Annotated in this window: 25 protein-coding genes; 7 read left to right on the top strand and 18 right to left on the bottom strand. The window is 42.2% G+C overall.

Going from position 1 to position 22,439, the window contains the following annotated elements:
• Positions 1 to 114: 114 nt before the first annotated feature.
• From V7K50_RS12290 to V7K50_RS12255, 8 genes are all read right to left on the bottom strand, one after another.
• Positions 115 to 984, bottom strand: coding sequence for a prepilin peptidase (locus tag V7K50_RS12290; protein ID WP_334960345.1), 870 nt, complete (start codon positions 982 to 984; stop codon positions 115 to 117).
• Positions 985 to 1,138: 154 nt separating this feature from the next.
• A complete protein-coding gene (locus V7K50_RS12285) occupies positions 1,139 to 1,399 on the bottom strand; it encodes a hypothetical protein (RefSeq protein ID WP_334803327.1) in 261 nt (86 codons plus the stop codon).
• Between the two features lie 90 nt (positions 1,400 to 1,489).
• Positions 1,490 to 2,578, bottom strand: coding sequence for a 3-isopropylmalate dehydrogenase (gene leuB, locus V7K50_RS12280; protein WP_334960343.1), 1,089 nt, complete (start codon positions 2,576 to 2,578; stop codon positions 1,490 to 1,492).
• 420 nt (positions 2,579 to 2,998) lie between these two features.
• Positions 2,999 to 3,682, bottom strand: a complete 684-nt coding sequence (locus V7K50_RS12275) for a Crp/Fnr family transcriptional regulator (RefSeq protein WP_334803323.1) — start codon at positions 3,680 to 3,682, stop codon at positions 2,999 to 3,001.
• 187 nt (positions 3,683 to 3,869) lie between these two features.
• The gene (locus tag V7K50_RS12270) at positions 3,870 to 5,120 is read right to left on the bottom strand and encodes a pilus assembly protein PilB (RefSeq protein ID WP_334960341.1); all 1,251 of its coding nucleotides are present in this window, start codon (positions 5,118 to 5,120) and stop codon (positions 3,870 to 3,872) included.
• Positions 5,121 to 5,418: 298 nt separating this feature from the next.
• A complete protein-coding gene (locus V7K50_RS12265; RefSeq protein ID WP_334960340.1) occupies positions 5,419 to 6,606 on the bottom strand; it encodes a HetZ-related protein 2 in 1,188 nt (395 codons plus the stop codon).
• Positions 6,607 to 7,624: 1,018 nt separating this feature from the next.
• Positions 7,625 to 7,975 (bottom strand): carbon dioxide-concentrating mechanism protein CcmK, encoded by a 351-nt coding sequence (locus tag V7K50_RS12260; protein ID WP_334947382.1) that lies wholly within the window; start codon positions 7,973 to 7,975, stop codon positions 7,625 to 7,627.
• A gap of 85 nt (positions 7,976 to 8,060) precedes the next feature.
• A complete protein-coding gene (locus V7K50_RS12255; RefSeq protein ID WP_292801208.1) occupies positions 8,061 to 8,372 on the bottom strand; it encodes a BMC domain-containing protein in 312 nt (103 codons plus the stop codon).
• 270 nt (positions 8,373 to 8,642) lie between these two features.
• On the opposite strand from V7K50_RS12255, the gene V7K50_RS12250 reads away from it, so the two are divergent.
• Positions 8,643 to 9,539, top strand: coding sequence for an alpha/beta fold hydrolase (locus tag V7K50_RS12250; protein WP_334960338.1), 897 nt, complete (start codon positions 8,643 to 8,645; stop codon positions 9,537 to 9,539).
• A gap of 324 nt (positions 9,540 to 9,863) precedes the next feature.
• On the opposite strand, the gene V7K50_RS12245 is transcribed toward V7K50_RS12250, so the two are convergent.
• Positions 9,864 to 10,487 carry a hypothetical protein gene (locus V7K50_RS12245; RefSeq protein WP_334960336.1) on the bottom strand — a complete coding sequence of 208 codons (624 nt, stop codon included), beginning with the start codon at positions 10,485 to 10,487 and terminating at the stop codon, positions 9,864 to 9,866.
• Between the two features lie 2 nt (positions 10,488 to 10,489).
• Positions 10,490 to 11,122 carry a ParA family protein gene (locus V7K50_RS12240; protein ID WP_334803316.1) on the bottom strand — a complete coding sequence of 211 codons (633 nt, stop codon included), beginning with the start codon at positions 11,120 to 11,122 and terminating at the stop codon, positions 10,490 to 10,492.
• A gap of 258 nt (positions 11,123 to 11,380) precedes the next feature.
• Between V7K50_RS12240 and V7K50_RS12235 the strand changes: the two genes are divergently transcribed.
• The gene (locus V7K50_RS12235) at positions 11,381 to 11,656 is read left to right on the top strand and encodes a hypothetical protein (RefSeq protein WP_334960334.1); all 276 of its coding nucleotides are present in this window, start codon (positions 11,381 to 11,383) and stop codon (positions 11,654 to 11,656) included.
• 52 nt (positions 11,657 to 11,708) lie between these two features.
• Here the strand turns inward: V7K50_RS12235 and V7K50_RS12230 are convergent, their stop codons facing one another.
• Positions 11,709 to 12,452, bottom strand: coding sequence for a phycoerythrobilin:ferredoxin oxidoreductase (locus V7K50_RS12230; RefSeq protein ID WP_334960332.1), 744 nt, complete (start codon positions 12,450 to 12,452; stop codon positions 11,709 to 11,711).
• A 63-nt stretch (positions 12,453 to 12,515) separates the two neighbouring features.
• Positions 12,516 to 13,250 (bottom strand): 15,16-dihydrobiliverdin:ferredoxin oxidoreductase, encoded by a 735-nt coding sequence (locus tag V7K50_RS12225; RefSeq protein WP_334960330.1) that lies wholly within the window; start codon positions 13,248 to 13,250, stop codon positions 12,516 to 12,518.
• A 169-nt stretch (positions 13,251 to 13,419) separates the two neighbouring features.
• Here V7K50_RS12225 and V7K50_RS12220 point away from each other — a divergent pair, with 169 nt between their 5' ends.
• A complete protein-coding gene (locus tag V7K50_RS12220; protein WP_334960328.1) occupies positions 13,420 to 13,680 on the top strand; it encodes a hypothetical protein in 261 nt (86 codons plus the stop codon).
• 203 nt (positions 13,681 to 13,883) lie between these two features.
• On the top strand, positions 13,884 to 14,078 hold the full coding sequence (locus tag V7K50_RS12215; protein WP_334960326.1) for a hypothetical protein: 195 nt from the start codon (positions 13,884 to 13,886) through the stop codon (positions 14,076 to 14,078).
• A gap of 57 nt (positions 14,079 to 14,135) precedes the next feature.
• Here V7K50_RS12215 and V7K50_RS12210 read toward each other — a convergent pair whose 3' ends face one another.
• Together V7K50_RS12210 and V7K50_RS12205 are read right to left on the bottom strand one after the other, a co-directional pair.
• On the bottom strand, positions 14,136 to 14,309 hold the full coding sequence (locus V7K50_RS12210; RefSeq protein ID WP_334960324.1) for a hypothetical protein: 174 nt from the start codon (positions 14,307 to 14,309) through the stop codon (positions 14,136 to 14,138).
• A gap of 113 nt (positions 14,310 to 14,422) precedes the next feature.
• Positions 14,423 to 15,001 (bottom strand): phycobiliprotein lyase, encoded by a 579-nt coding sequence (locus V7K50_RS12205; protein ID WP_334960323.1) that lies wholly within the window; start codon positions 14,999 to 15,001, stop codon positions 14,423 to 14,425.
• Between the two features lie 117 nt (positions 15,002 to 15,118).
• Between V7K50_RS12205 and V7K50_RS12200 the strand changes: the two genes are divergently transcribed.
• Entirely contained in the window at positions 15,119 to 15,943 is an 825-nt protein-coding gene (locus V7K50_RS12200; RefSeq protein ID WP_334960321.1) for a pentapeptide repeat-containing protein, read from the top strand.
• Between the two features lie 329 nt (positions 15,944 to 16,272).
• Here V7K50_RS12200 and V7K50_RS12195 read toward each other — a convergent pair whose 3' ends face one another.
• Positions 16,273 to 17,562, bottom strand: a complete 1,290-nt coding sequence (locus tag V7K50_RS12195; RefSeq protein ID WP_334960319.1) for a type IV pilus twitching motility protein PilT — start codon at positions 17,560 to 17,562, stop codon at positions 16,273 to 16,275.
• A gap of 729 nt (positions 17,563 to 18,291) precedes the next feature.
• On the opposite strand from V7K50_RS12195, the gene V7K50_RS12190 reads away from it, so the two are divergent.
• Both V7K50_RS12190 and wecB read left to right on the top strand, forming a co-directional pair.
• Positions 18,292 to 18,663 (top strand): hypothetical protein, encoded by a 372-nt coding sequence (locus tag V7K50_RS12190; protein ID WP_334803304.1) that lies wholly within the window; start codon positions 18,292 to 18,294, stop codon positions 18,661 to 18,663.
• Positions 18,664 to 18,888: 225 nt separating this feature from the next.
• Complete coding sequence (wecB, locus tag V7K50_RS12185; RefSeq protein WP_334960317.1) at positions 18,889 to 20,001, top strand: non-hydrolyzing UDP-N-acetylglucosamine 2-epimerase; 1,113 nt, start codon at positions 18,889 to 18,891, stop codon at positions 19,999 to 20,001.
• 84 nt (positions 20,002 to 20,085) lie between these two features.
• Here wecB and V7K50_RS12180 read toward each other — a convergent pair whose 3' ends face one another.
• From V7K50_RS12180 to V7K50_RS12170, 3 genes are all read right to left on the bottom strand, one after another.
• Positions 20,086 to 20,676, bottom strand: a complete 591-nt coding sequence (locus tag V7K50_RS12180; RefSeq protein ID WP_334960315.1) for a peptidoglycan-binding protein — start codon at positions 20,674 to 20,676, stop codon at positions 20,086 to 20,088.
• A gap of 333 nt (positions 20,677 to 21,009) precedes the next feature.
• Positions 21,010 to 21,420 carry a response regulator gene (locus V7K50_RS12175; protein ID WP_334960313.1) on the bottom strand — a complete coding sequence of 137 codons (411 nt, stop codon included), beginning with the start codon at positions 21,418 to 21,420 and terminating at the stop codon, positions 21,010 to 21,012.
• Positions 21,421 to 21,573: 153 nt separating this feature from the next.
• On the bottom strand, positions 21,574 to 22,305 hold the full coding sequence (locus V7K50_RS12170) for a Crp/Fnr family transcriptional regulator (protein ID WP_334960311.1): 732 nt from the start codon (positions 22,303 to 22,305) through the stop codon (positions 21,574 to 21,576).
• Positions 22,306 to 22,439 lie beyond the last annotated feature (134 nt).

The raw sequence follows: 22,439 nt of genomic DNA, 5'->3' as shown, positions 1-22,439 counted from the left end.
AAATATTTCTTATGTAAGGGTATGGGCATTGGAAAGAGGCGGAGGGAAAAACTCTGCTCCATTGCTCCCTGCTCTCTGCTCCCTTGCTTCTTCTCCCTCACTCCCCACTCTAATTCAAGATGCTGGAAAAAATATCCGCAGGTAGCTAGATAAAATGGCTTCGCCACTAAACAGGGTAATAAGAGATCCTAAAGCCAGAAAAGGGCCAAAAGGCATCTTTTGTCCTAAAGTTTGTCGTGATGTCTCTTGACTCGCGGCTTCTCTACGAGACGCTTTGCGAATGCGTGTGTGCATAAGAACACCACTGCCAATTAACGCTCCCAGCGCACAGGCGATAAAACTAGCTAAGAGCAAATATTTCCAGCTTAACCAGGCTCCCATCATAGCTGCTAACTTCGCGTCACCCGCACCCATTGCAGCTTTACCAAAGGCAATTGAACCCAATAGAGCGATCGCATCAAACAGCCATAAACCCAATACTGCGCCAACTATCGCCATCATGAGATGATTTACCAATGCTACAGAGCTAGCGTCTGGTAAAAAACCAACCACCATTTGAAACAAAATCCCCACCACTAAACCCGATTGAGTAAGTGCATTGGGTAGGGTCATTGTATCTAAGTCGATGAGCGATAGTGCCAATAACCAACTACAAAAAGCCCAATAGCCTATTGTTAAAATCGAAACTTGAAATACCAAAAAAATTAGTAAAAAAATTATGCCCGTTAACCCTTCTACCACAGGATAACGGACAGAAATTTTGCTTTTACAATATCGACACCGCCCTCTTAAGGAAATCCAGCCGAACACTGGTACATTGTCGTAAGCTTTTAGCTGGTTTAAGCATTTAGGACAACGAGAAGGCGGCCAAAGAATTGACAACCCAGCAGGTAGCCGATAAACAATAACATTGAGAAAACTACCAATAGATGCACCCAAAGCAAAGACCATTACACTCGCCGGGACGGCGAACAAAATGTCCATACAGTCATTTGTCCTTTGTGATTAGTCCTGTGTCATTTGTCGTTCATCTTTTGTCCTTTGTCGAGAACTAATACTTCTCTTCCAGACGCTCCGCGAACGGCTCCGCTCAGTACAAGTGACCAATGACTAATGACCAATGACTAATGACCAATGACTAATATATATGGGATTCAATTTGACTCAAGGGCACAAAACACTCTTGAGGTAATAGAACTGGTTGGTTAGTAAAAATAACCTTACCTCGATGATTCATTCGATTAATTGCTACACCGGAGGGTTGCCCAGCTATTTCGGGATGTACTTCACAGTGAGTGTAGTAAATCTGCCCAGCAGCTCTGATTACGGCGGGATCAATCAGAGGTGACTGGTTTTTTGGGGCGGTAAAATTTGCTTGTGCTTGTCGTAATGCGTACACTATCGACTGTTATTTGATTGCTAGATTTCACTCTAGTCTACCCGAAACTTCTAGCAAAGGTTGCCAAATTGCCCAGTTTGCTCTGGAAAATTATTTTTGTTCAATAGCCTTAATGAGTGAGTCTCCCATAGCGCGGCAACCAAGGAGATTTTTGCCTGGAGAAATTATATCTCCCGTGCGATCGCCTTGCTCTAAAACTTGCAATACGGCTTCTTCGATCCGATCTGCCGCTTTTGGTTGGTTTAAACCGTAGCGTAACATCATCGCCGCACTCAAAACCTGTGCTAAAGGATTTGCTTTATCAAGTGCGGCGATATCTGGGGCGGAACCGTGGACTGGTTCAAACACACCAGGTCCAGAAGCGCCCAAACTAGCCGACGGTAACATCCCAATACTACCTGTGAGCATGGCAGCAGCATCAGAGAGAATATCGCCAAACAAATTGCCTGTGACGATGGTATCGAATTGCTTGGGAGCGCGTACCAACTGCATAGCAGCATTGTCTACATATAGATGAGAGAGTTCAATATCTGGATATTCCGTACTAAGTTGGGTGATGCGATCGCGCCACAACTGAGATACTTCTAATACGTTCGCCTTATCCACCGAACAAAGTTTCCCACCGCGTTTTCTAGCCGCCTCAAAAGCCACCCGCCCAATACGTTCAATTTCCGATTCGGTGTAAACCATTGTATTTACACCGCGTTTTTCACCAGTTTCTGTAGCAAAAATCCCTTTAGGTTTCCCGAAATAAATTCCACCAGTGAGTTCACGCACCACCATAATATCCACACCTTCGACGATTTCGCGTTTTAAAGTCGAGGCATCGATTAGCTGGGGCAAAATTTTCGCTGGGCGCAAATTGGCAAATAATCCCAAACCCGCACGTAGCCCTAACAAACCTGCTTCTGGGCGTAAATTAGATGGTAGGGAATCCCACTTATAACCACCAATTGCGGCGAGTAATACAGCATCACTATTACGGCAAGTCTCTAGAGTCGCAGATGGTAGGGGTTCACCTGTAGCGTCAATTGCTGCACCACCGATGAGGGCTTCTTGGAATTCAAACTTTAGATCAAATTGCTTCCCTACGACTTTCAGCACATCTACCGCCACTGCCATAATTTCAGGGCCAATGCCATCGCCGGGAAGTAGAGTAATGCGGTAGTTCTGTGTCATAGCTGGTTATTACTGAGTAAATGCTTGCAGTTAAACATCATACCGAGCAAGATGTACCGATGGAGTTTTTAATTTATTTAGATGTTTGTTGCCTCTCTTGAGGAAATCTTCGTAAGTATTGAGGAGGGACGACAACAGCCTTAAATAAAGGTTAAATTCTACTCAGCACTTATTAGTTAGCGCATCTATGTAACTTTGGACACCCAATCAACCCCTCAAAAACGGCAGATTCATTGTTCAAAAAGTCCTTGGTGGTGGTGGCTTTGGTGTCACCTATAGCGCAGACAGTTAGCAAAATACTAATTAAAAAGTAGATACGGTATATGCCTTACCTACTTTTTTATGTCGCCAATTTTATGAAAGCCAGTTTCAACTCCTGAAAATTGGTATCAGTAAGTAAATTTGTATCAAATAAAGCAATCACACTTTGCCAGCCAAGTTCATCAACTGTTTTAAGTTCACAAGATAAATGATGTTGTTGGCAGTGTCAATTTTGATCCACCCTTTTTCATGGAGCTTTTCTATGATTTTGGTGGTTTCTTCAACGCCGATTTCTGTCACCTCGGCTAAATCTTTGAAGGGGATGTTAAAAATTTCTCTTCCTAGGTTCGATTCTTGACCATAGTTTTCGCCTAAAGTCACTAGGGTATGGGCGAGTTTGACTGCCGGTGGTGAAGACCGCATTTGTAAGCGCTGGTTAATTTGCCGCAATCGCCGCACCATCAGTTGCAACATCCGGTGATGTAACTGCGGGTCTTTAAACAATATTTGAATAAAACGCTCTCTGGAAATACTAAGCAACTTTACAGGTGAAAGGGCAATGACATCGGTTGAACGTGGAGATTCATCCAAAATTGCCATTTCTCCAAAAAAATCGCCACGGCCAAAAATTGCCAGAGCCACTGAATCTTCCCCGACGGTACGCCGGACTTTGACCCAACCAGAAACCACGAAGTAAACTGCGTTACCCCAGGCATCTTCCATCACAACAGCTCGCCCAGATGGGTATTCATGTTCAATTGCAACGTTGAGTAGCCATTCCAAAGTTTGTGGATTGGCTGTACTCATTAAGGGAAAAAGCTCACTAAAAACCTCAGTTAGCATGAAATATTTGCAAAAAATGGATTCAAGAGCGGGAAACTAACTTTGCTACTATAAGTTTATTTAAACCGTAATCTTACTCAGAATACGATCGCAAAATTTGTATTTATTTGAGATGAACCTCTAAGCTTGATCGGTCTAGGGTTCCATTACAACATAACAATTATGTATGCGATCGAAATCAGCGTTTTTACTGACAGATGGATGATTTGTTGTTTGTTGGTGGATTCCTATTCAGTGCTAGTATTTTGATCTGTTGGTCTAAATTTTTTACTAGTTGATTCAGGGCAACCAAAGCTTCTAATTGCTGAGAGTCAAGGCTGGGATTTAGTGAAAGCCGTTCTTGTAGTTCATGTAATTTTAAGCTTAGTTGCTGAGAAATTCCTAAAGCATCGCGCCCCAGACGTGTCAACTGTTGTTGTTGATAGAACTTTAATGCTGCTCCCCGCAAAACTTGCAGTGTTGCTTCTTCGCCGTAGGTTCCCGGCATGACTCGCAAGCGTAATAATAAGCGGTTTTTTTGATACACATATTCTTTCTCTACCTGTTTTGGTTCTGCAACTGTGGTGACAGGCACCGAAGCAAACCGCTTTAACTCATTCAGTACTCCTTGGAAAACAGAGAGCGGCAGTTTGTCTAATACAGACTGTAAGATTCCGTTGTCACTCCAGAGTATCCTGCCTTGGTAAGCTTGTCTTTCTAAGTACAGCCGACCAATTCCCCCAGCCAGGATTCGCCCTAGTAATTCTCCTAGTAATTTCTTGGGTGGTAGTGTTGGCAGCATCTCAATCGGACTAAATAGTTCGGGAACTTGCGTAGCCAAAGTAGGTAAATTGTTTGGTGCTGGGGCTTTGGAATTCTCGCCCTGTTGACTTCTAGAAATAGGGGTCAAGAACGTCGTAGTTGGAGATGATCGGTCTAGCTCTGGGATAGGAGGCAAGTCTACCCTCTGCCCAGAATGTTGACGCTTTTGTGTCTGAAACACTATCAATATTGGTTGCTGATTTGATTCCGAGTCGGGATCTAGGAAGGGAACAAATGTATCAGCAATAGTAGTTGGGCTATTTGTTGGCTGATACACTTGTTTGGTATCTAGCTGGGATGTATTTTTATGGTTGAGGTAGGCTGACAGTATTCTGCGGTGGGCGTCAGCTGCGATCGCCTCAATCGCCATTGTGCAATTGATATAAGACAAAACGTGACCAACATAATCTAATGCCTCGCTCTCTTGTGGATGAACCATACCTAGCAAGAGGTTTTTGTCTTGTAATCTAAAGGGCAAAATTTGGTGGTAGAGGCAAGCTTCAAAGGACAAAAGACTATCAATCAGTTGGAATATTTGCTCGCCTTCGCCTCGTTCCTCCCACTTAATTTGAGTGGCAGTGAGCACTTGCTGTCTATTCGCTGCGGTATCATTTGGTTCACCCTCTGAAGACAACATAGATTTGATTCGTTGGTGTTTACCTATATTTTGCCTCTAATTTAGTAGGTAGTTAATAAAGATACTTTGTTTGATTGTTAATATTTCAAATATATCTACCTAAGTAGACGTAAGTAGAAGATGAATTTCAGGTTATAGATTATAAATTGGGCATTAGGCATTGGGCACTTGTACTGAGCGAACGCGAACAGCGTCTCGTAGAGAAGCCGTTGGCGCAGCCTCTCCAAGAGTTGTATTGGGCATTGATTATTTCTATAATCTCCCTCATCTCCTCCTGTTCCCTACTCCCAACTCCAGCCTAATCCTGAGTTCTTAAAGCTTGGGCGGCAAGATAGATTTTTGTCCATTCGCCTAGCACTTGATGGGTTTTGAGTTTTAAGTGTTCGGCTATTGCTTCTATTGAGTTACCCGCTCTCCGCAAATCTAGGATCTGCCGCCCCAGGGGAGCCAATTTTTCATCAAGTTGCTGCCATTGGTTTTGTGTTAATCCCAAGTTATGTTCTTGCAAGGAAATTGAGAGCCAACTGTCTACAAGTTCTGGTTTACCTTTGAGGGCAAAAACACGCACGGCGTGGTAACTAATTTTTTCTCGCAGACGATATACTTCCCTAGCCTGCTTATTTAATCTGTGGGCAATATCTTCCTGGGACTTACCTTGGAGATACAGTCGTAGCCATTCCACTGCGTCTGTTCCCACATTTTCTTGTAAATAATTTTCAAATTCTTTTTGTACTGACTGGCGCAGCACCTGTTGTTCCTCTAGTTGTTGTGCTTCTTGATATTCTGCGATCGCCTGACTATCGACTAAGTTAACTCGATTGTCAGTGTCGTCTGTTAGAACTTCTTCTGACACTAGTCTAATCAAGTCACGGCCTGGAACTTGGGTTAAGCCGCCGCGCTGAGTGCGACGTAAGTAATTTACAAATCGGTAAGCTAATAGGGGTTGATTGCGTACTGGCCGCAGACAATATTCTTCTAGACTGGCAAATAGCAGAGCATCCCTCAATCGTCGATCGGTTGTATATTTGGCAATATCAGCCATTTGCTGTTGTATGTAGTTATCACTTTGCAGTAATTCTTGGAGTACTTCTTGCAACACATCCATCACACTGCGCTGGCGATCGCGGCTCAGGGAAACCCAAGTTTGAATCTGATTCCGTAATGTTGCTAAACTTCCCAGTCGCGTTATCAAGTTGCGATAAGCACGTTCTCGCCCCAGCCCCAAGTAGCGTTGACGTAAAATCCTCCAACGATATTCCATCGCTTGCTTGGCGATGTTGAGTTCCTTAGGGTTAAACAGATCAAACCGTTTTGAGTCAGATCCCAATAACCAGAGAATAATACTTTGTTTAGCAGCTTCATTTTGGTCTGGACATTCCACAGCCAAGCGCTTTTGCCAATCTAGAGCCAGTTTTTCTACATCTCTTGTCATAGTGAGATTGCATTCCTCGAAACTCAATTTTGAAGTTTGCATCACAACCTCCATTCGTCCCACCTAATTTTTTAACTGGCAGCTGCCTCAGATTTCATGAATTTCATGAAAATAACTCAGTGATTCCACTTTTATTACGTCTTAATTCCCTAGAATTATGCAGAAATTTCTACATTGATGTTTTGCTGGCGATTTCAAAACACCCGAAAACTATGCATAGCAAGAGTTTGGGTCAATTCTGTTAATTTAAACTTTTTGTAAAGTTATGTTTTTTAACTGAGAACAGAAATCTGCCTAGAGTGGAGAGGATACACCTTTGCACGAGATACATCAGGGAAATCTGACATTTTGTAACAGATACTAGGAACGAATTTAATTTAACTCTATATCAGACGTTATTTCACCAGTATAAGTTTCAACCTTCTAAAATTCCTTATGTAGGAGAATACTTAGTTAAATCTCAATACGCTTAGTATTAATGAGATTTTGCTCCCGAAGATCCCCCCAACCCTTCTTAAAAATGGGCTTAATTCCCTCCTTAAAAAGGAGGGTTAGGAAGGATCAAGCCTTAAGTGAATCGTCTTGAGTTAAATTTCGTCATATATTTTGACTTTATTAAGTATATATACGTGAATTAGTGTTTAAAAAGATGTTTAATTAAATTCCTGGATAAATAGTATCGGTAGAGCTTGGAATCAGCCTCACTATGCCATCAGGCGATGTCTACGACGGGCTACGCCTACCCTCTTCTAGAGAGTAGGAATTGATAGGCAAATTTATCCTTTTTAAACTAGCTTCACCTACAATTACCCCTCTAGGATTGACAACTTAATTTTTAAAACTTTTACATTCCTAAGAATGAATAGTCAACAGTCAATATTGATTTTGACTATTGACTCTGACTATTATTTTACCTCTGCTTCAAAATTTAACTTACGCAAAATCTAGGATACAGAAAGAATGAAACCCTCAAAAGCTTTAATGAGCAGAAACCTTACAAAAGACCTCTCTTTAAATTCATTTATGGAGATTCTTCGTTTGAAATTTTGAATTCCCCCACAGGGGGTTGACTCTATCTACTATTCGATGATCTAACAATGGGATTTTCTACAGATTCTCGATACTGTTGGACTTGTTCTGTGTAACCAATTGGCAGAACAGCTTCAACGTTTTCATGGGGACGAGCAATAATCACCCAAGATTCAAGGGTACCGCCATAAACATTCTCTGCGGCTTCAATACCAGCAGCCATAGCAGCTTTTACTTCCGAAACATCGCCACGAATATTAACTGTAAAGCGAGCGCTACCTACTCTGATATAACCAACAAGGGTGACTCTACCAGCTTTTAGCATAGCATCTGCTGCTGCTAGCACCGCCGGAAAACCTTTCGTTTCAAGTGCTCCAACTGCCTGTAATGACATTATTAATCTCCTGTATGAATAAACGATATGGGGGCTACAAGTGAATTTTACGAAGCTTCGCTACAGTTTTTGATAGCAAAATTTCTTAGAAAATGCGGAAAGGTTCTGATTCTTCAGTGAAATGGATTGGTAATATGGTTTCCACATTTTCCGGGGGATTAGGAACGATGTAGTAGGTGATTACTGTACCAACCTTGACTTCTTCTCCAGCCGCGATTCCGGCTTCAACTGCTCTTTTTACCTCAGCAACGTGTCCCCGAACAGCGACTAACAAGCGAGCGCTTTCCGCTTGACCATAATAGACAATTGTGACTCCAGCAGCTTTGACCATTGCATCTGCTGCTGCTAACACACTAGGAAAACCTAAAGTTTCAATTACGCCAACGGCCATTGGCATGGCATTAGCTCCTGGATTAAAGGATAAGCGATATTAATTGTACGTGGCTTTAGTCCAAATTTTGACATTTTGGGAAAACTTTCTTTGATGTAGAAATTCTGGGGGAGTGTGGAGTTAGGAGTTAGGAGTTGGGAGTTAAAATTTTTTGATCGCGGCTGGGTTATGTTTTATATATTAAAAATAATCCTTCAGCAGATTAGTTTCTCTAATTTTGTTGTTTAACAAAATCAGCGATATGTGAAAGTAAGCTAATATGATAAACTGGAATTTATGTTTCCGAATTTTCTTCCTACAGCAGTTAGGCGACTGACAGAACCTACTTCCATCGCCTTAGCCCAGAGTATTCAAAGAACTGCGATCGCTACTCCTTTAACTAATCAACCAGTTATCACAACTTATGTCAAGCAAGGGTGTGGTAGAACTCCGATTTTATTAATTCATGGCTTTGACAGTTCTGTATTAGAATTTCGGCGGCTTTTGCCACTGCTTTCTGGAGATAATGAAACGTGGGCAGTGGATTTGTTGGGTTTTGGGTTTACAGATAGACTATCAGGAATTGCCTATAGCCCAACTGCAATTAAAACCCATCTTTATTATTTCTGGAAAAGTCTGATTAACCAACCTGTAATTTTAGTGGGCGCTTCGATGGGGGGTGCGACGGCAATTGATTTGACGCTGACTTACCCGGAAGTGGTAAAAAAGCTGGTGTTAATTGACAGTGCGGGGTTGGCGGGTGGTTCGCCGTTAAGCAAATTCATGTTTCCCCCGTTGGATTATTTAGCAACTCAATTTTTGAGTAATCTTAAAGTGCGCGATCGCGTTTCCCGCATTGGATACAAAAATCAAACTCTTGCCTCTATCGATGCGCTGAGTTGTGGCGCATTACACCTACAAATGCCGAGTTGGAATCAAGCTTTGATTGCTTTCACTAAAAGTGGTGGTTATAGTGCTTTTAAATTAGAAGCTATATCAGAAATTGTCCAACAAACGCTAATTTTGTGGGGCGATTCCGATAAGATTTTAGGTACTGAGGATGCCAAAAAGTTTCAAAAGGCAATTTCACATAGTATTCTGGTCTGGATTCAAGATTGTGGTCATCTCCCTCACTTGGAACAACCTCAAATCACCGCACAGCATATTTTAAACTTTTGTGGTGAACCACATTAATTAGACATCTCCGAAAAAGAATTGTAGAGACGTAGCACTGCTACGTCTCTACAAGGGTTCTGGGTAACGCATATTTAATTTCTGGAGATGTCTATTAGCTAGGCGAAAGAAATTAAAGCTTGTAGTAAGGACTTTAGTCCTAATAATCTCTGTTTTCAGCGATGAATCACTCACTACGAACGTAGATACAACCTAAGTCTTCACTACTGCTATTAATCTAATAGTTAAGGCATTCAAAGGAAGATATTCTAAGTCAGAAATGGCACTGTGGGAAGGAAGGATTAATTAAGTAGTGCCATAGATTATCTGACTAATTAACTGACTCTAGTCAAGTAACCACATCTCGTTAGAACTATCAGGATACTCATTTGGTTGATTTTGAGGTTGATTTTGAGCTAGTGTTTCTGATGACCGATGTGATTTTTTGTAATTAAGTGGATTGTAGTGTTCTTTAACTGGTTTGATCGCACTACTTTCTTTTACAGCTACAGCAAGTTTAGATTTATCTTCTGCTGTTTGTTTTAAAGCATTAATCTCTTCTATAAGCTGAGAGTTTGCTTCTGCAAGTTGTAGTGCTGTCTTTTTAGTTTCGTCAAGTTCTTTTGTCAGCTCTTCTAGTAATGATTTTTGTTCCGATGCAAATGTTTTTTGTTTAGATAGTTTGGATTGCAAATCAGCAACTTCTTGTCCAAGAGATGCTGATTTTTTGTGGCTTGCTTCTAGATTAATTGTCAACTCTTTGACGGTTGTTTCTAAATCAGCCTTAGTGTGACTTGTACGCCTAGCAGAAGTTGGATCAGGTATCTGTGTCGAAGATTCCTCATCTGATGAAGCCTGTTCTTCTACAACTTTTTCGGCTGTAACTTCAATCGCAGATTCTCCTTCTGGTGGTGTAAATTTTTGTGCCTCTTCTTGTAGTAAGTCAGAGAGACTTTGTTTCCTAGCCATTATTATTTTCTCCAATCACGCTGTAATTCATCAGATGCACGGCGGTAGTCTAATTCCGCCTCCCGTGCATTACTTCCTCGCCATTGAGTGATCGCCACACCCTCAAGTGCCGCTCGTTCATGAGCTTTATAGGCACGAATAAAGGTATTGCAAGTGGGAATACCTAATCGAGTCAGAGTACTTTTTGCTTCTTGTGCTTCTCCCATACTCCGCGTATCAACTTTGGTAAACAGTACCCGATGGGGAGTTCCCGAAGGGATGACGGCTTCCCTGACTGTTTCGACGAGGATTGCTAAATCCATTGCGGCTGGGGGTGTAGGCAAAACTAGATAATCTGCGATCGCAACTACCGCCACTAATGCTTCAGAGCGCAGGGCGGGAGGTGTATCCACCACTACTAAATCGTAACCTGTTATCTTACCTAAATCACCTAAAAGTGTGGGATCGGTTTCTTGAGATAAATCAAATCCCATTCCCTGCTGATTGCGCCCAAACCACCAACTGGCAGAACCTTGAATATCTGCATCAATTAGTAGCACCTTTTTTTTCTTCGCAAAGTTTGCAGCCAGATTGACTGCGGTAGTCGTTTTACCGACTCCTCCTTTACCGTTGAGAATAGCGATGATTTTTGGCACTGCTTTAGCAAGGATTAGGGAGTAAGGAGTGGGGAGTAGGGTAAGAAATCTTTTTCATGTTTGGTTGTGGGATTTTTTGATATGGGCTGACTTGGAAGAGTTTTGAGTACTGAGTTAGTCATTACTTATTATTTTTTTTGCACTCCCTACTACCTGCTTCTTACTCCCCCATTCATGAATATACCGCTTTCTGTAACCCTAAATAACATGAAAACTCGTAACAATAAAATTCAGAAGCAATCAACTCTACAAAATTTTATGATAGCAACTTACAATCTGTCTGATGGGTCTCAAATGCTGCGCTGGTTGCGGATGCTCAAGTTTATTGGTCAGCCTGTGAAATATGTCGATGATTTTGCGAAAATTGATGGTGACACTTTCACCATCAGGAGTAGTGGAGGGGATAATCATCTTGTGTACTTTAGTCAACCCGAAGTACTTGAGCAGATTTTTACTGCTGATTTCAGCTATTTTGAGGTTGCTAGGGCGAATATAGGACTAAGATTTTTACTTGGCGATCGCTCCTTTATGTGATCAGATGGCGATCGCAGGCAATAAAATATGATAATTAGCCTCAGAAGAGCCTCTAGATGGCTGTTAATTTTCTTTCTAAGTCAAATAAAAAGCCGTGGATATATTCTTCAGTCCATTCGGCCCCATAGAAGCGTTTAAACATCCCTCGTGCTGGGTCTTTTTCCGCCCGATATCGGAGGTATCGCAGTTGGGCTTGCTCAATGGCTACTAATTTTTGGGAATCTGTTACAACTTCTGCTTGCTCCACAAAATCCAGATAAGCTTTCAAATAGTCTTTGAAAGCGGCAAACACCTGAGTTTCTACTACAGCCGTTTCTTGGGGACGAGTCCACAGAAAAGCCGGAGAGAAAAAGGGCTGTGCTTCTTCTGGGAAATCTCCTCCCCAAGACAGATGTTGTTGATGGGCGTGGAAAATGGGCAGAATTGGTTCAGTATATTTTGCCAGATATGCTGGATCATCCCGAAATAGAGGCTGCATATCCAAAGCAATTAGATGTCCTCCTGGTAATGTCACCAGATCCGCCCCAAAAAAGGGTAAATCGTAGTTGAGGCGGGGGAAAATCACAAAATTCAGCACTTGCAGCGAATTGCCACCCTGTACGTGAGCTGCACGAATTTGCCGCAATTTTGCAGTTTGAAAAGCATAACTGGTGGTGACAACCTCTTCTTGGTTCTTTCCCTTGCCCACAACCGCACTTTTAGACTCAAACCCAGTGGGGATTACATAGGGTTGTAAATCCAAGCGCGATCGCATATAAGCGATCGCATAATCGAGAAATGGCTGATAGAGTGTCACGTCGCTTTGCTCCAATTCAAAATTAATAATCCCCAATGCCCCATGCCCAATTCCCAATGCCAGTCATCTTTTGCCGGCACTAACTGCTAAGGGAACTGAATCTTCAAATAAGAATTCATGGAGAAAGCGCTCTGCCCATTCATGACCAAAGTAACTGCTAAACAAACCAGATGCGGGATCGCGGTCTGCACTATATTGGTCATAGTCTTTTTGGGCTTTGACAATCCGTTGGATATCTTCAGGATCTTGGAGCGGTTGGGCATCTGCTAACATTTGCCAATACAAGTTTAAATAATCCTGAAAAGCTTCAAAAACTCGAGTTGACACTGTTTCTGGGTCTGTTTTGGCAAATAATAGGTACTTAGAAAAATACTGATTGGCATCGTAAAACTTCATTTCTAAGTTTTGCGCCAAATCCGGGTATTTCTGATGGAGAGATTTTAGCGGCACTATATATTTGTTCTGATAATCTTCATCCTGAAACAAAGGCTGAAAATCAAGTACAATTAGGTTTTTGACCTTACCAAAGGATAAAAAATCAATCCCTAACAGAGGTAGATCGTAGTGATGACTGGGATAAACCACGCTGTTAAAAATTTGGGCACTTTCCCCGGCATCAATGTAGGTATAGCGAATTTTCCGCAACTCTTGAGATTGGTAACACCAACTGCGAATAGTTGCGGGGTTTCTGCCGCGATCGCTAACTTTGAATTCCAAACCAGGAGCAATAGCCCTACTTTGTAAATCAAACCGATGAAATAGCTCTTTTTCTAAAAATTCCAGGAAAGGCTTATACATAGAGCGTGATTTGTGAACCCTTGCATGAAAATAAGTGATGACAATCATGCACGTCTCATTTATGAGAAACAAAGCAACATTCCTTAATGGGGATTGGGGATTGGGCATTGGGTAAAGTCGCTGACTGCAATTACTTTAACCTGTCATAGATCCTACTTAACAATATTCTGTGCTTTCAGGCACAAAATTTAGATGCCCTTACTGTGGAGCGATCGCACTTTGGGGAGAAGGGGCGATCGCAACCATCAAAAAAGTTTACAGACCAAGAGCATTTCGTAAGCTATTTAACCGCAGAGGACACGGAGAGAGAAGAAGGATGAGGAAAAATTGCTTAACTGAACTGTATTGGCATATAGCCCTCCTAATTTCCTTCTTGGAGGGTATTTTATTGCTTAACACACTCATTGCGATCGCCCATCAGAGTAACTAGCAACTAATTTTTCCGTTATTCTTGGGTTGACAATTTTTTTAACCGATGCATAAAGAAAGAAAAAATTGTCCATCCCAAACCAAAACTCCCCAAAGCGTTGTAAATCCTATACTTCGGGTCTTTTGTGCCTTTTTTATCAGTACTGATATTTTGATTGTCCAGGTGTCAAATCGTTGTAGGCTGTGGATTACTTGGCATCATTGGTGAGTATACCTAGAAGTGGAACACCCATTATTAAACACTTCGCCCTACGCCTCATTCTCTACTACAACGACTACATTCCCTGGAACTACGCCCGTTTCCTCGACTACTGCACAGATCGCCTATTCCTTCGGCGTGTTGGTGGTCGTTACCGCTTCATCCACAAACTGCTGCAAGATCACTTCAGCCAAATGTAGTTTAAGCGAAATGTTGACTGAGAAAGAAACTACATTTGGCGATCGCACCCCTTCATCTCAACTCCCCTCACGAATCCACTCCCGCCCTGCTATCTCTGCCGCTTGCGCTGAATAATAAATCTTGCGCTCACCAAACACTGCACCACCAACACTAATCACCCGGAACTGCCAGCAATGCGTTTCGGTAGAAAACCAGTAGGGTAGCATCAAAGTAGAAACAAGTACTGACATTAATCAACTTTTTCTTCACTACACCCCACACCCAAAAGCCTTATAGATAATGGATTTGCCCTTATCAAGCGTGCCATTCGGGTAAAGTACTTCTCTTGTCTCCCCACTCCCCACTAACCCCTAGCATGATTCCGAGCGATCATTTGCTCCAGCATCTCTTGAGAAACACAGCGACGCTCAGAACAATAAGTCATCAAATTGACACCGTTCATCATTCGTACCGTACTGACCCGAACGCGAAAATCATCCGTAACAAACCAACAACGTTCCTGACCTTGATTATTGTCATAATCAGTATCAATCGTCAGCACACCATCATCAGCAAACCGATACCGACTCACAACCGGAATGCTCTCAACATAGCCTTGGTTGCGGATCAGTTTTCCAGAACGCCTCGTTTCATCGGGAACATCAACCAAAATGGCAGCATTATCGGTATTCGGTAGCCTGGTATCTAGGTTAGCCTGCCATGAAAAGCTAGCACCGCCAGTGGCTTTAGTCGGGTCTATCCCTTGGGCTGTACAAACTTCTTGGACTTTTGGATCATCCTTTTCCATAACTTTAATGATCAAATTCGACTCCCCCGACTCATCCGCCGCCGAGTCAAAATGATGAACAGAACGTTCTGTAAACCATTTGCCCTCACTTTTACGGAAGAAGTCGATCATTGTCAAGGGTGGTATTAGATACATCTGTTTTGAAACCTCGTTTTATCAAATTTTTGGCGTTATTAAATACTGATCAATCAGATGAAGTCCCGATTTAGCTAAAGTGTAGAATAACTCCAAAAGTTATATTTTAATCAGCTGATGACAAATACTGAAATTCAACTTATTACTAGCCATCGCCCCAGTCCAACTCCAGAAATCTTAACAGCCCTCAAAAAAGGAATCCCTCTGGATTGGGTAGATTTGTACCAATTCAATCTGAGGGAAGTTGATTTACGACAAGCTAACTTGAGTAAAGCCAAGCTATTGGGAGCCGATTTAGGCGAGATGGTCTTGAGTAATGCCGATTTGAGTGGGGCTGATTTGCGAGGCGCTAATCTGCGAGGAGCCGATTTGAGTGGGGCTGATTTGCAGGGAGCCTATTTAAACCGTGCTGATCTCCAACAAGCAAATCTCAGTGGCGCAAACTTGGAGGGAGCCAAACTGCAAGTAGCGCGTTATGATTCACAAACGAAATGGCCCCAAGAATATAACTACAAAGCTTCTGGAGCAGTAGGTCCGGGTGCTAATCTCAACGGTGCTTTTCTCAATACAGCTTCTTTACGAAACGCAGATTTACAAGGCGCTAATCTGCGTGGAGCCTACCTGAGTGGCGCTGACTTGACAGGAGCCAATTTGCAAGGTGCGGCATTGAGCGGCGCGGACCTAACAAAAGCTTATTTAACAGGGGCTTGCTTACGGAATGCTCGATTGACAGGAGCCGATTTGCGGGATACAGACCTGCGAGCAGCTGATCTCAGTGATGCAGAGATGGAGCATCTTCAAAGTATCGCTGGGGCAGATTTTACTCTTGCCCAAGGACTCACAGAAACAACTAAAGCTATGCTATCGAGCCGTCCACATTCAGAACTTGACGTTTGGAATGCCTACACCCGCACAACGACTCGTGAGAGTTTGAGTACTTAACCAAACTAATTAGAGATAACGCGATGTGCAACTTATCCTTAGAACCCTCCTTTCACTCCAATACGGTTCGGTTAAGCTCAAAAAATAAAAATGTGTAGGTTGAGTTGAGGAACGAAACCCAACAGGTTGCAGGGTTTGTTGGGTTTCACGACCTTCAACCCAACCTACAAATATTCTTAACCGAATTGTATTGGCTTCCATTCCTCTCGCCCACAGTCCGAGAGGCTTTGATTCTTGCTCCCCTTCCCTTGTAGGGGAGGGGTTGGGGGTTAGGTTTGAGAGAAAGTGGGGAGGGGTGGGGTGCTTTTACTGTTAGCAGATAGCTAGACTTAAACTCGACCTCGGAGAAACTGCGCCATTTCGTTAGGAGTTGGCGACATTTCCAAAGCAGTTTCTTCAGTGATGCGCCCCTCTTGATAGAGATTGAGCAACGACTGATTCATCGTAATCATGCCGTCAAAGCTAGCTTGTTTCATCAACTCGCCAATTTCATCATACTTACCGTCTTTGATCCATTCTTTAATCGCCTCAGTATTAATCAGCACATCGTGGAAAGCAGCCCGCTTACCATCAGTTGTGCGACACAAACCTTGGGCAATTACTGACACTAAAGATTCAGAAATTGCCACCCGCATTGCATCTTGTTCGTCACCAGAATATAGATTGAGAATCCGCTCAATGGTTTTGACAGCGCTATTAGTGTGTAGGGTTCCCATGACTAAGTGACCAGTTTGAGCGGCTTTTAGCGCGGTGTTAACTGTTTCCTTATCTCGCATTTCCCCCACCAGAATCAAATCTGGATCTTCCCGCAAAGCTGCTTTTAAGGCGTTGTCAAATTTCCGGGTATGCATTCCCACTTCCCTCTGTTTGACTAAAGACTTGCGGCTTTGATGGATAAATTCTATCGGGTCTTCAATGGTGATAATATGCTTGGCCATTTCCTTATTGATATAGTCAACCATCGCTGCCATTGTGGTGGACTTACCAGAACCAGTCGGCCCAGTCACCAAAATTAAACCTTTGTGGTGATGACAAATATCCCGAAAAATTGGCGGTAAATTCAACTGTTCCATAGTTAAGATTTTCAGTGGAATCAACCGCAAGACCATTGCAGGTCCTCTAAGAGTGCCAAAAACATTAATCCGCACACGAGCAAAGTCATATTGAGTTGCTCCGTCAAATTCTAAGTGTTCTTCAAAGCGCTGAATTTCAGTCTCACTCATCACCTCCCGCAACCAACTCATGAAACCTTCTTTATCTGTTTCTGGATAATCGGTTGATTGAATTTCTCCTCGGCTGCGGAAGCGGGGTACTTCACCTACTCCCAAGTGCAAGTCAGAATATCCCTGATCGTAAGCTAGCCTGATTAACTTCTCTAAAGTCGGCCCCGCACTGCTGTTTTTAGGGGGAACTGAACTAGGTATTGGTGGTGGACTAGCTGGACGATGACCTGCAACAGGTGTTTTGCTGCTTCTATCTATTGACATATCCAATGTTTGTGTCATCTGCCTCTGCGTACTAGCAGTTGACGGTGGTGGTGGTGGCGGCATTGGTGGCATTGGTGGCAGGTTACGTCCGGCAGCAGAGTTAGAATTTAATGGAGACTGTGATTCTGTCATATATCTTCACATTTGGCAGTTAAAAAGTTGAATTAACGAGAACTCAAGTCACTTGTTTCGATGACTTTTGGAGAATGCTTGCCTGCGAGCTTTAGCGGTGATACTAAGCGATTGAAACTCTAGAACCACGATCAACCTATTTCATCCACCTCAATTGGGATCTTTTTTTCTTGAGATTCTACTAATCAGAAGATTTAGAGAAATTATTTAACTTACATAACCTGGTTTAACACACGCAAGGACTCAAGCTGCCTCAGTAATTACACAGGGTTTGATCAGTACTTTATATTACTTAATTTCAAAAAGTAAATATTCTAAGTTCTTAGATGAGAAATTTATCCGAGTCATGGATATGAATTGCCAGCAATTAACAGCACAAATACTAGCAGTTCATTTATTCAGACCATATTAGGAATTATGAGAACCACTACTAGTTTTTATAAGAAATGTTAAGTTGAATAGTAGCAATATGCTGGGGATCAAGGTTAAAAGCTCATAAACTTAGGTTATATATCTGAAGATAGATGCAGAAAACAAGTTTTTTTAATAGATATAAACTTGACTTTATATCCATAATTACAAAAGATTAACTGTAAACTTTAGTAAACTAATGCTCATTTTTCCGATTAGTTTTTATATACTGGATTTCAATGAAACAATTCAGTTTACTCGCAAAAAGCGAGATATGACTGAAGTTAAAATATGTCCTGTATTTTAGGAGGAAAAGTCATGGTTTCTGCTCAAAGCTCTAATCTAGGAAAGACCTACTCCTTGTTGATGATTAAAAGCTTTTTAATATGGACTTTTACATTAGCAGTATGCTTGTTGGTTGTGGGTTTTCCACTAGTTGTCTTGATGGCTACAGTCGGATGTCTGTTGTCGATTGTATTGCAATCTGTGATGCCTGTTAGTGCTGTTTTGCTTGTAGCAGGCGGTTTAATAATGTTTAATGTCATGGCAGTTGTATTAGCTGCGGGTGTGCTAACTCTTAAAGGAGTTCATCCTAGTGAAGTTAAATGGTTAAGCTGGTTGCATGGAGAGGCAGACAAAATGCAGACTACTGTTTATGCTGCTTGTCCTTTAACTTGTGAGATTAAGTAATCGTTACAGGTGAATTAGACAAACAGTGCGTCTGCCCGGTTAAGCCGGGTTTTTTCATGCTCTTTTATATTTGAACTTGTGAGATCAAGATGTAGTTATTACAGTTGAATTCGAGAAACAGTGCATTTGCCCGGTTAAGCCGGGTTTTTTTATATTTTGTGTGATTTGTCGATTTATATTTATGGTTTGTGTGATGATTGACCGCCAACTATTGACCATTGACTAATGACTAATCAAAAACGCGTTTGCATTATCTTAGGTACTCGCCCGGAAGCGATTAAACTAGCTCCAGTGATTCAGGTTTTCCAGAAGTCTTCAGGTTTTCAGTTGCAAGTAATTCTCACTGGACAGCATCGGGAGATGGTTGAGCAAGTTATGCAGCTGTTCAACATCAAGGCAGATTATAACTTGGAAATTATGCAGGTTCAGCAATCTCTCAATGATATTACCTGCCGCAGTTTACAAGGGTTAGAAGCATTATTCCAGGTGGAAAAGCCAGATTTGGTGATGGTGCAGGGAGACACTACCACTGCTTTTGCCGCAGCTTTGGCAGCTTTTTATCAAAAAATTCCTGTTGGTCATGTAGAAGCAGGATTAAGAACTGATGATATATTCAATCCTTACCCAGAGGAAGGTAATCGGCGGTTGATTTCTCAAATTACTCAGTTGCACTTTGCGCCGACTCCTTGGGCTGTGGAAAACTTGCATCGTTCTGGTGTTTTGGGTGAAATTCACATGACGGGTAACACGGTAATTGATGCGCTGTTAAGTGTTGCTGCAACTCAAGTAGTTTGTAATGTACCAGGTTTAGATTGGGATTCATATCGGGTTTTGTTAGCAACAGTTCATCGGCGGGAGAATTGGGGAGAACCTCTCTTAGCGATCGCTCAGGGCTTTTTACAAATTTTAGACAAGTTTCCTGATACAGCAATGCTCTTACCATTACACCGCAATCCGACAGTACGAGTCCCGTTGCAAGAGCTTTTAGGGAATCATCCCCGAATTTTCTTGACAGAACCTCTAGATTATGGCGAATTGGTGGGGGCTATTGGGCGATCGCATCTTTTGCTCACTGACTCTGGTGGCTTGCAAGAAGAAGCCCCCAGTTTGGGAAAACCAGTATTGGTTTTGAGAGATACCACCGAAAGACCAGAGGCTGTTGCAGCCGGTACAGCAAAACTTGTAGGAACTACAAGTGAGAATATTTTTGCAGCCGCTAGTGAGTTACTCCGTGACTCAAATGCTTATGAAGCAATGGCAAATGCAATTAATCCCTTTGGGGATGGTCATGCAGCAGAGCGAATTTTGCAGATTGTCAAAAATTACATTGATGGTTAAGCAAGTTCGTAGTAAGGACTTTAGTCCTTACTACAAACCCTGAAAATTAACTGAACTAGGAGATTTTCAAAGGGTGGTTTCTGGCTAAATACCCAGAGCCGATCGAGTTTCGGGGCCAATAACGCCATCTACAAGTAGACCTTTACTTTCCTGAAAACTTCGGACTCGGCTAACAGTTTCTTGACCGTAAATTCCATCAACTGTGAGATTACCTAAAGCTGTTTGAACATCTTTCACAAGCTGACCTTTAGAACCAGGGGTAAGAATCACCGAACCGCCAACACCTCCAGGTTTAGTCACAGGAGGATTGTTAGGTTTATCACCAATCCATCGGGCAAAAGCGTATCTACCCTGAGAAAGCCGAGCAAAACCGTTTTCATACTTTTCAATCGCTGGAAGTGTTGCACCATTTTGTACACAGTCCACAGAAGGGTAGTTGGTGCTTGGGCCTGTGCGGATACGTAAACAACTGCCATTAGTTTTTATATATGCAGCTGAACTAATTTGAATTTGGCTAGCAGCAACAAGTAATACACCAACGCCAGCTAAAGCTAACCAAGCCGAAGATTTAAGCAGTTTTTTCCAATTGAATTGAGGTTTAGGGAGATTATATTTAGTCTTTCCAGAAGCCTCTTCTTGAGCAATAAACATGTGGGAATAAGCAAGATATTCCATAATCCGCTCCTTATATATCAAAAAATGAGTACTAGCAGAGAAATACTGGGATTTTCTCTGTATTTATTCTTAGTATATTTTATATCACTGGGCTGGAAAAAAGTTTTTATTGGTAGCGAAATTAAGAAAAAATGAAAAACTCCATGCCCTTGTGGGTGGAGTTTTTGGGCATGGGGCATGGGGAAGAAGCTACCAATGCCCTGTCCCTATGCCCCAAGCGATGGGGCGACTATCCCTCTACAGACACCTGGGGATAGAGTTTCCCGTCGCTTTCAATAAAATTTAGTTAAAGCTTAAAGTTTACTGGCTTTTGCCTTGTTGCATCCAAATATGTCAAGCATATTGTTCGAGTCTAGCTAACCTAGAAACCAGAAAACTTAACTCGTCTAAATCTATCGGCTTGCATCGGCATACATCATAGCCTACTAATAATGCACGTTTATGGTCTTCGTCTAAATCAGATGCGGTAACAGCAATAGCTGGAATTTTTCTGCCTCGCTTTGCTTCTAGATTTTTGACCTTTAAGAGGAGTGAGTAGCCATCTTCATGTGGCAAGTAAATATCACTAATTAGGATGTCTGGTTTAAAAAATGACATTATTTTTAAAGCCTCCTCTGCTGAAGCTGCTGTAATAATCTCTGCTCCGTCTAATTCAAATAGGAAGGTAAGTAATGTTCTCGTATCAGGGTCGTCATCAACAACGAGCAATCGCAAAGCTCTAGAAGAAATCGATTGATTAAACATTATTCTCACCGCCGTATATGCTCAAACTAGTGCAGTAGCCATTACATCAAACGACACTTATTTTTCAAGGCGATTTGATATATACTTTACTAAATTTTAAAAGAATAATTAGCAAGCGTCTGTCCGGTTTCGGACATAGTAACTTCAAATGATTCATTGGCTATCGCGCCTTGGCTGATTCCCCAGCAATCGAGCAAATTCCTTTTGTATAACCTGATAACACTCGCAGGAAGTTACTTCCAAATCCTCTCGGTTCAGAATGCTAATTTGACCACGCTGATAGCGAATCATTCCGGCTCGGCTCAGGGTGCTAGCCGCTACTGTCACACCGGAACGACGTACACCCAGCATCTGGGCGATAAATTCTTGCGTGAGCGGAAAATCTTCTGATTCTAAACGGTCAGATACTGTAAGAAGCCAACGAGCCAGCCGTTCTTCCAGTGTATGGAGACGGTTACAGGCACATCCTTGTGTCAGCTCGGTATATATAGCTCGTACATAGCGCAGCAGCAGCTTTTTAATAGCTCCGCCGCGATTGAACTCTGTTCTAAGTATATCTGCATCCATCTGCATAGCAGTGCCCGCAACTTGCACAAACGCTTTTGTGGTTGTTGTGTTCCCTCCTAAAATTACTGGGATACCCACCATGCCTTCATTGCTCACTATCCCAACTTCCACCGTCGAACCATCTTCCATAATAGTTACTATAGAAACCACTGCGTTTTGGGGAAAATAGACGTGTGTGATCGGTTCTCCTGGTTCGTAAATAACTTGCCGGGTGGGAAGGGAAACTAACTTCAGATGCGGAACAAGACGCTCATAATCTTGGCTTGGGAAAGCCGCTAGTAACCTATTTACTTGCGGTTTAAGGGGACTTTCGCTCACTGAACATTAAAAGAGAACTTTGCTCAAAATACTTTAAATGTATCCCCTCAATAATTCGGGGGAGAAGGTGATTCAAGCATCCATGAGTAACCAAAGGAATTGAGGTCAGATTGTTCACGAATAATAGTCGCCAA

The organism is Nostoc sp. (genome assembly GCF_036917135.1).
GTDB lineage: Bacteria > Cyanobacteriota > Cyanobacteriia > Cyanobacteriales > Nostocaceae > Nostoc.
The sequence above is the reverse complement of the archived record's forward strand: the minus strand, read 5'-3'. Positions and strand labels throughout refer to the sequence as shown.

What these genes read in the sequence shown, in the direction of transcription:
- V7K50_RS12290 (WP_334960345.1), bottom strand. Translation starts at nt 984, where the DNA reads ATGGACATTTTGTTCGCCGTCCCGGCGAGTGTAATGGTCTTTGCTTTG.
- leuB (WP_334960343.1), bottom strand. Translation starts at nt 2,578, where the DNA reads ATGACACAGAACTACCGCATTACTCTACTTCCCGGCGATGGCATTGGC.
- V7K50_RS12275 (WP_334803323.1), bottom strand. Translation starts at nt 3,682, where the DNA reads ATGCTAACTGAGGTTTTTAGTGAGCTTTTTCCCTTAATGAGTACAGCC.
- V7K50_RS12270 (WP_334960341.1), bottom strand. Translation starts at nt 5,120, where the DNA reads ATGTTGTCTTCAGAGGGTGAACCAAATGATACCGCAGCGAATAGACAG.
- V7K50_RS12265 (WP_334960340.1), bottom strand. Translation starts at nt 6,606, where the DNA reads ATGGAGGTTGTGATGCAAACTTCAAAATTGAGTTTCGAGGAATGCAAT.
- V7K50_RS12260 (WP_334947382.1), bottom strand. Translation starts at nt 7,975, where the DNA reads ATGTCATTACAGGCAGTTGGAGCACTTGAAACGAAAGGTTTTCCGGCG.
- V7K50_RS12255 (WP_292801208.1), bottom strand. Translation starts at nt 8,372, where the DNA reads ATGCCAATGGCCGTTGGCGTAATTGAAACTTTAGGTTTTCCTAGTGTG.
- V7K50_RS12250 (WP_334960338.1), top strand. Translation starts at nt 8,643, where the DNA reads ATGTTTCCGAATTTTCTTCCTACAGCAGTTAGGCGACTGACAGAACCT.
- V7K50_RS12245 (WP_334960336.1), bottom strand. Translation starts at nt 10,487, where the DNA reads ATGGCTAGGAAACAAAGTCTCTCTGACTTACTACAAGAAGAGGCACAA.
- V7K50_RS12235 (WP_334960334.1), top strand. Translation starts at nt 11,381, where the DNA reads ATGATAGCAACTTACAATCTGTCTGATGGGTCTCAAATGCTGCGCTGG.
- V7K50_RS12225 (WP_334960330.1), bottom strand. Translation starts at nt 13,250, where the DNA reads ATGTATAAGCCTTTCCTGGAATTTTTAGAAAAAGAGCTATTTCATCGG.
- V7K50_RS12210 (WP_334960324.1), bottom strand. Translation starts at nt 14,309, where the DNA reads ATGTCAGTACTTGTTTCTACTTTGATGCTACCCTACTGGTTTTCTACC.
- V7K50_RS12205 (WP_334960323.1), bottom strand. Translation starts at nt 15,001, where the DNA reads ATGTATCTAATACCACCCTTGACAATGATCGACTTCTTCCGTAAAAGT.
- V7K50_RS12200 (WP_334960321.1), top strand. Translation starts at nt 15,119, where the DNA reads ATGACAAATACTGAAATTCAACTTATTACTAGCCATCGCCCCAGTCCA.
- V7K50_RS12195 (WP_334960319.1), bottom strand. Translation starts at nt 17,562, where the DNA reads ATGACAGAATCACAGTCTCCATTAAATTCTAACTCTGCTGCCGGACGT.
- V7K50_RS12190 (WP_334803304.1), top strand. Translation starts at nt 18,292, where the DNA reads ATGGTTTCTGCTCAAAGCTCTAATCTAGGAAAGACCTACTCCTTGTTG.
- wecB (WP_334960317.1), top strand. Translation starts at nt 18,889, where the DNA reads ATGACTAATCAAAAACGCGTTTGCATTATCTTAGGTACTCGCCCGGAA.
- V7K50_RS12180 (WP_334960315.1), bottom strand. Translation starts at nt 20,676, where the DNA reads ATGGAATATCTTGCTTATTCCCACATGTTTATTGCTCAAGAAGAGGCT.
- V7K50_RS12175 (WP_334960313.1), bottom strand. Translation starts at nt 21,420, where the DNA reads ATGTTTAATCAATCGATTTCTTCTAGAGCTTTGCGATTGCTCGTTGTT.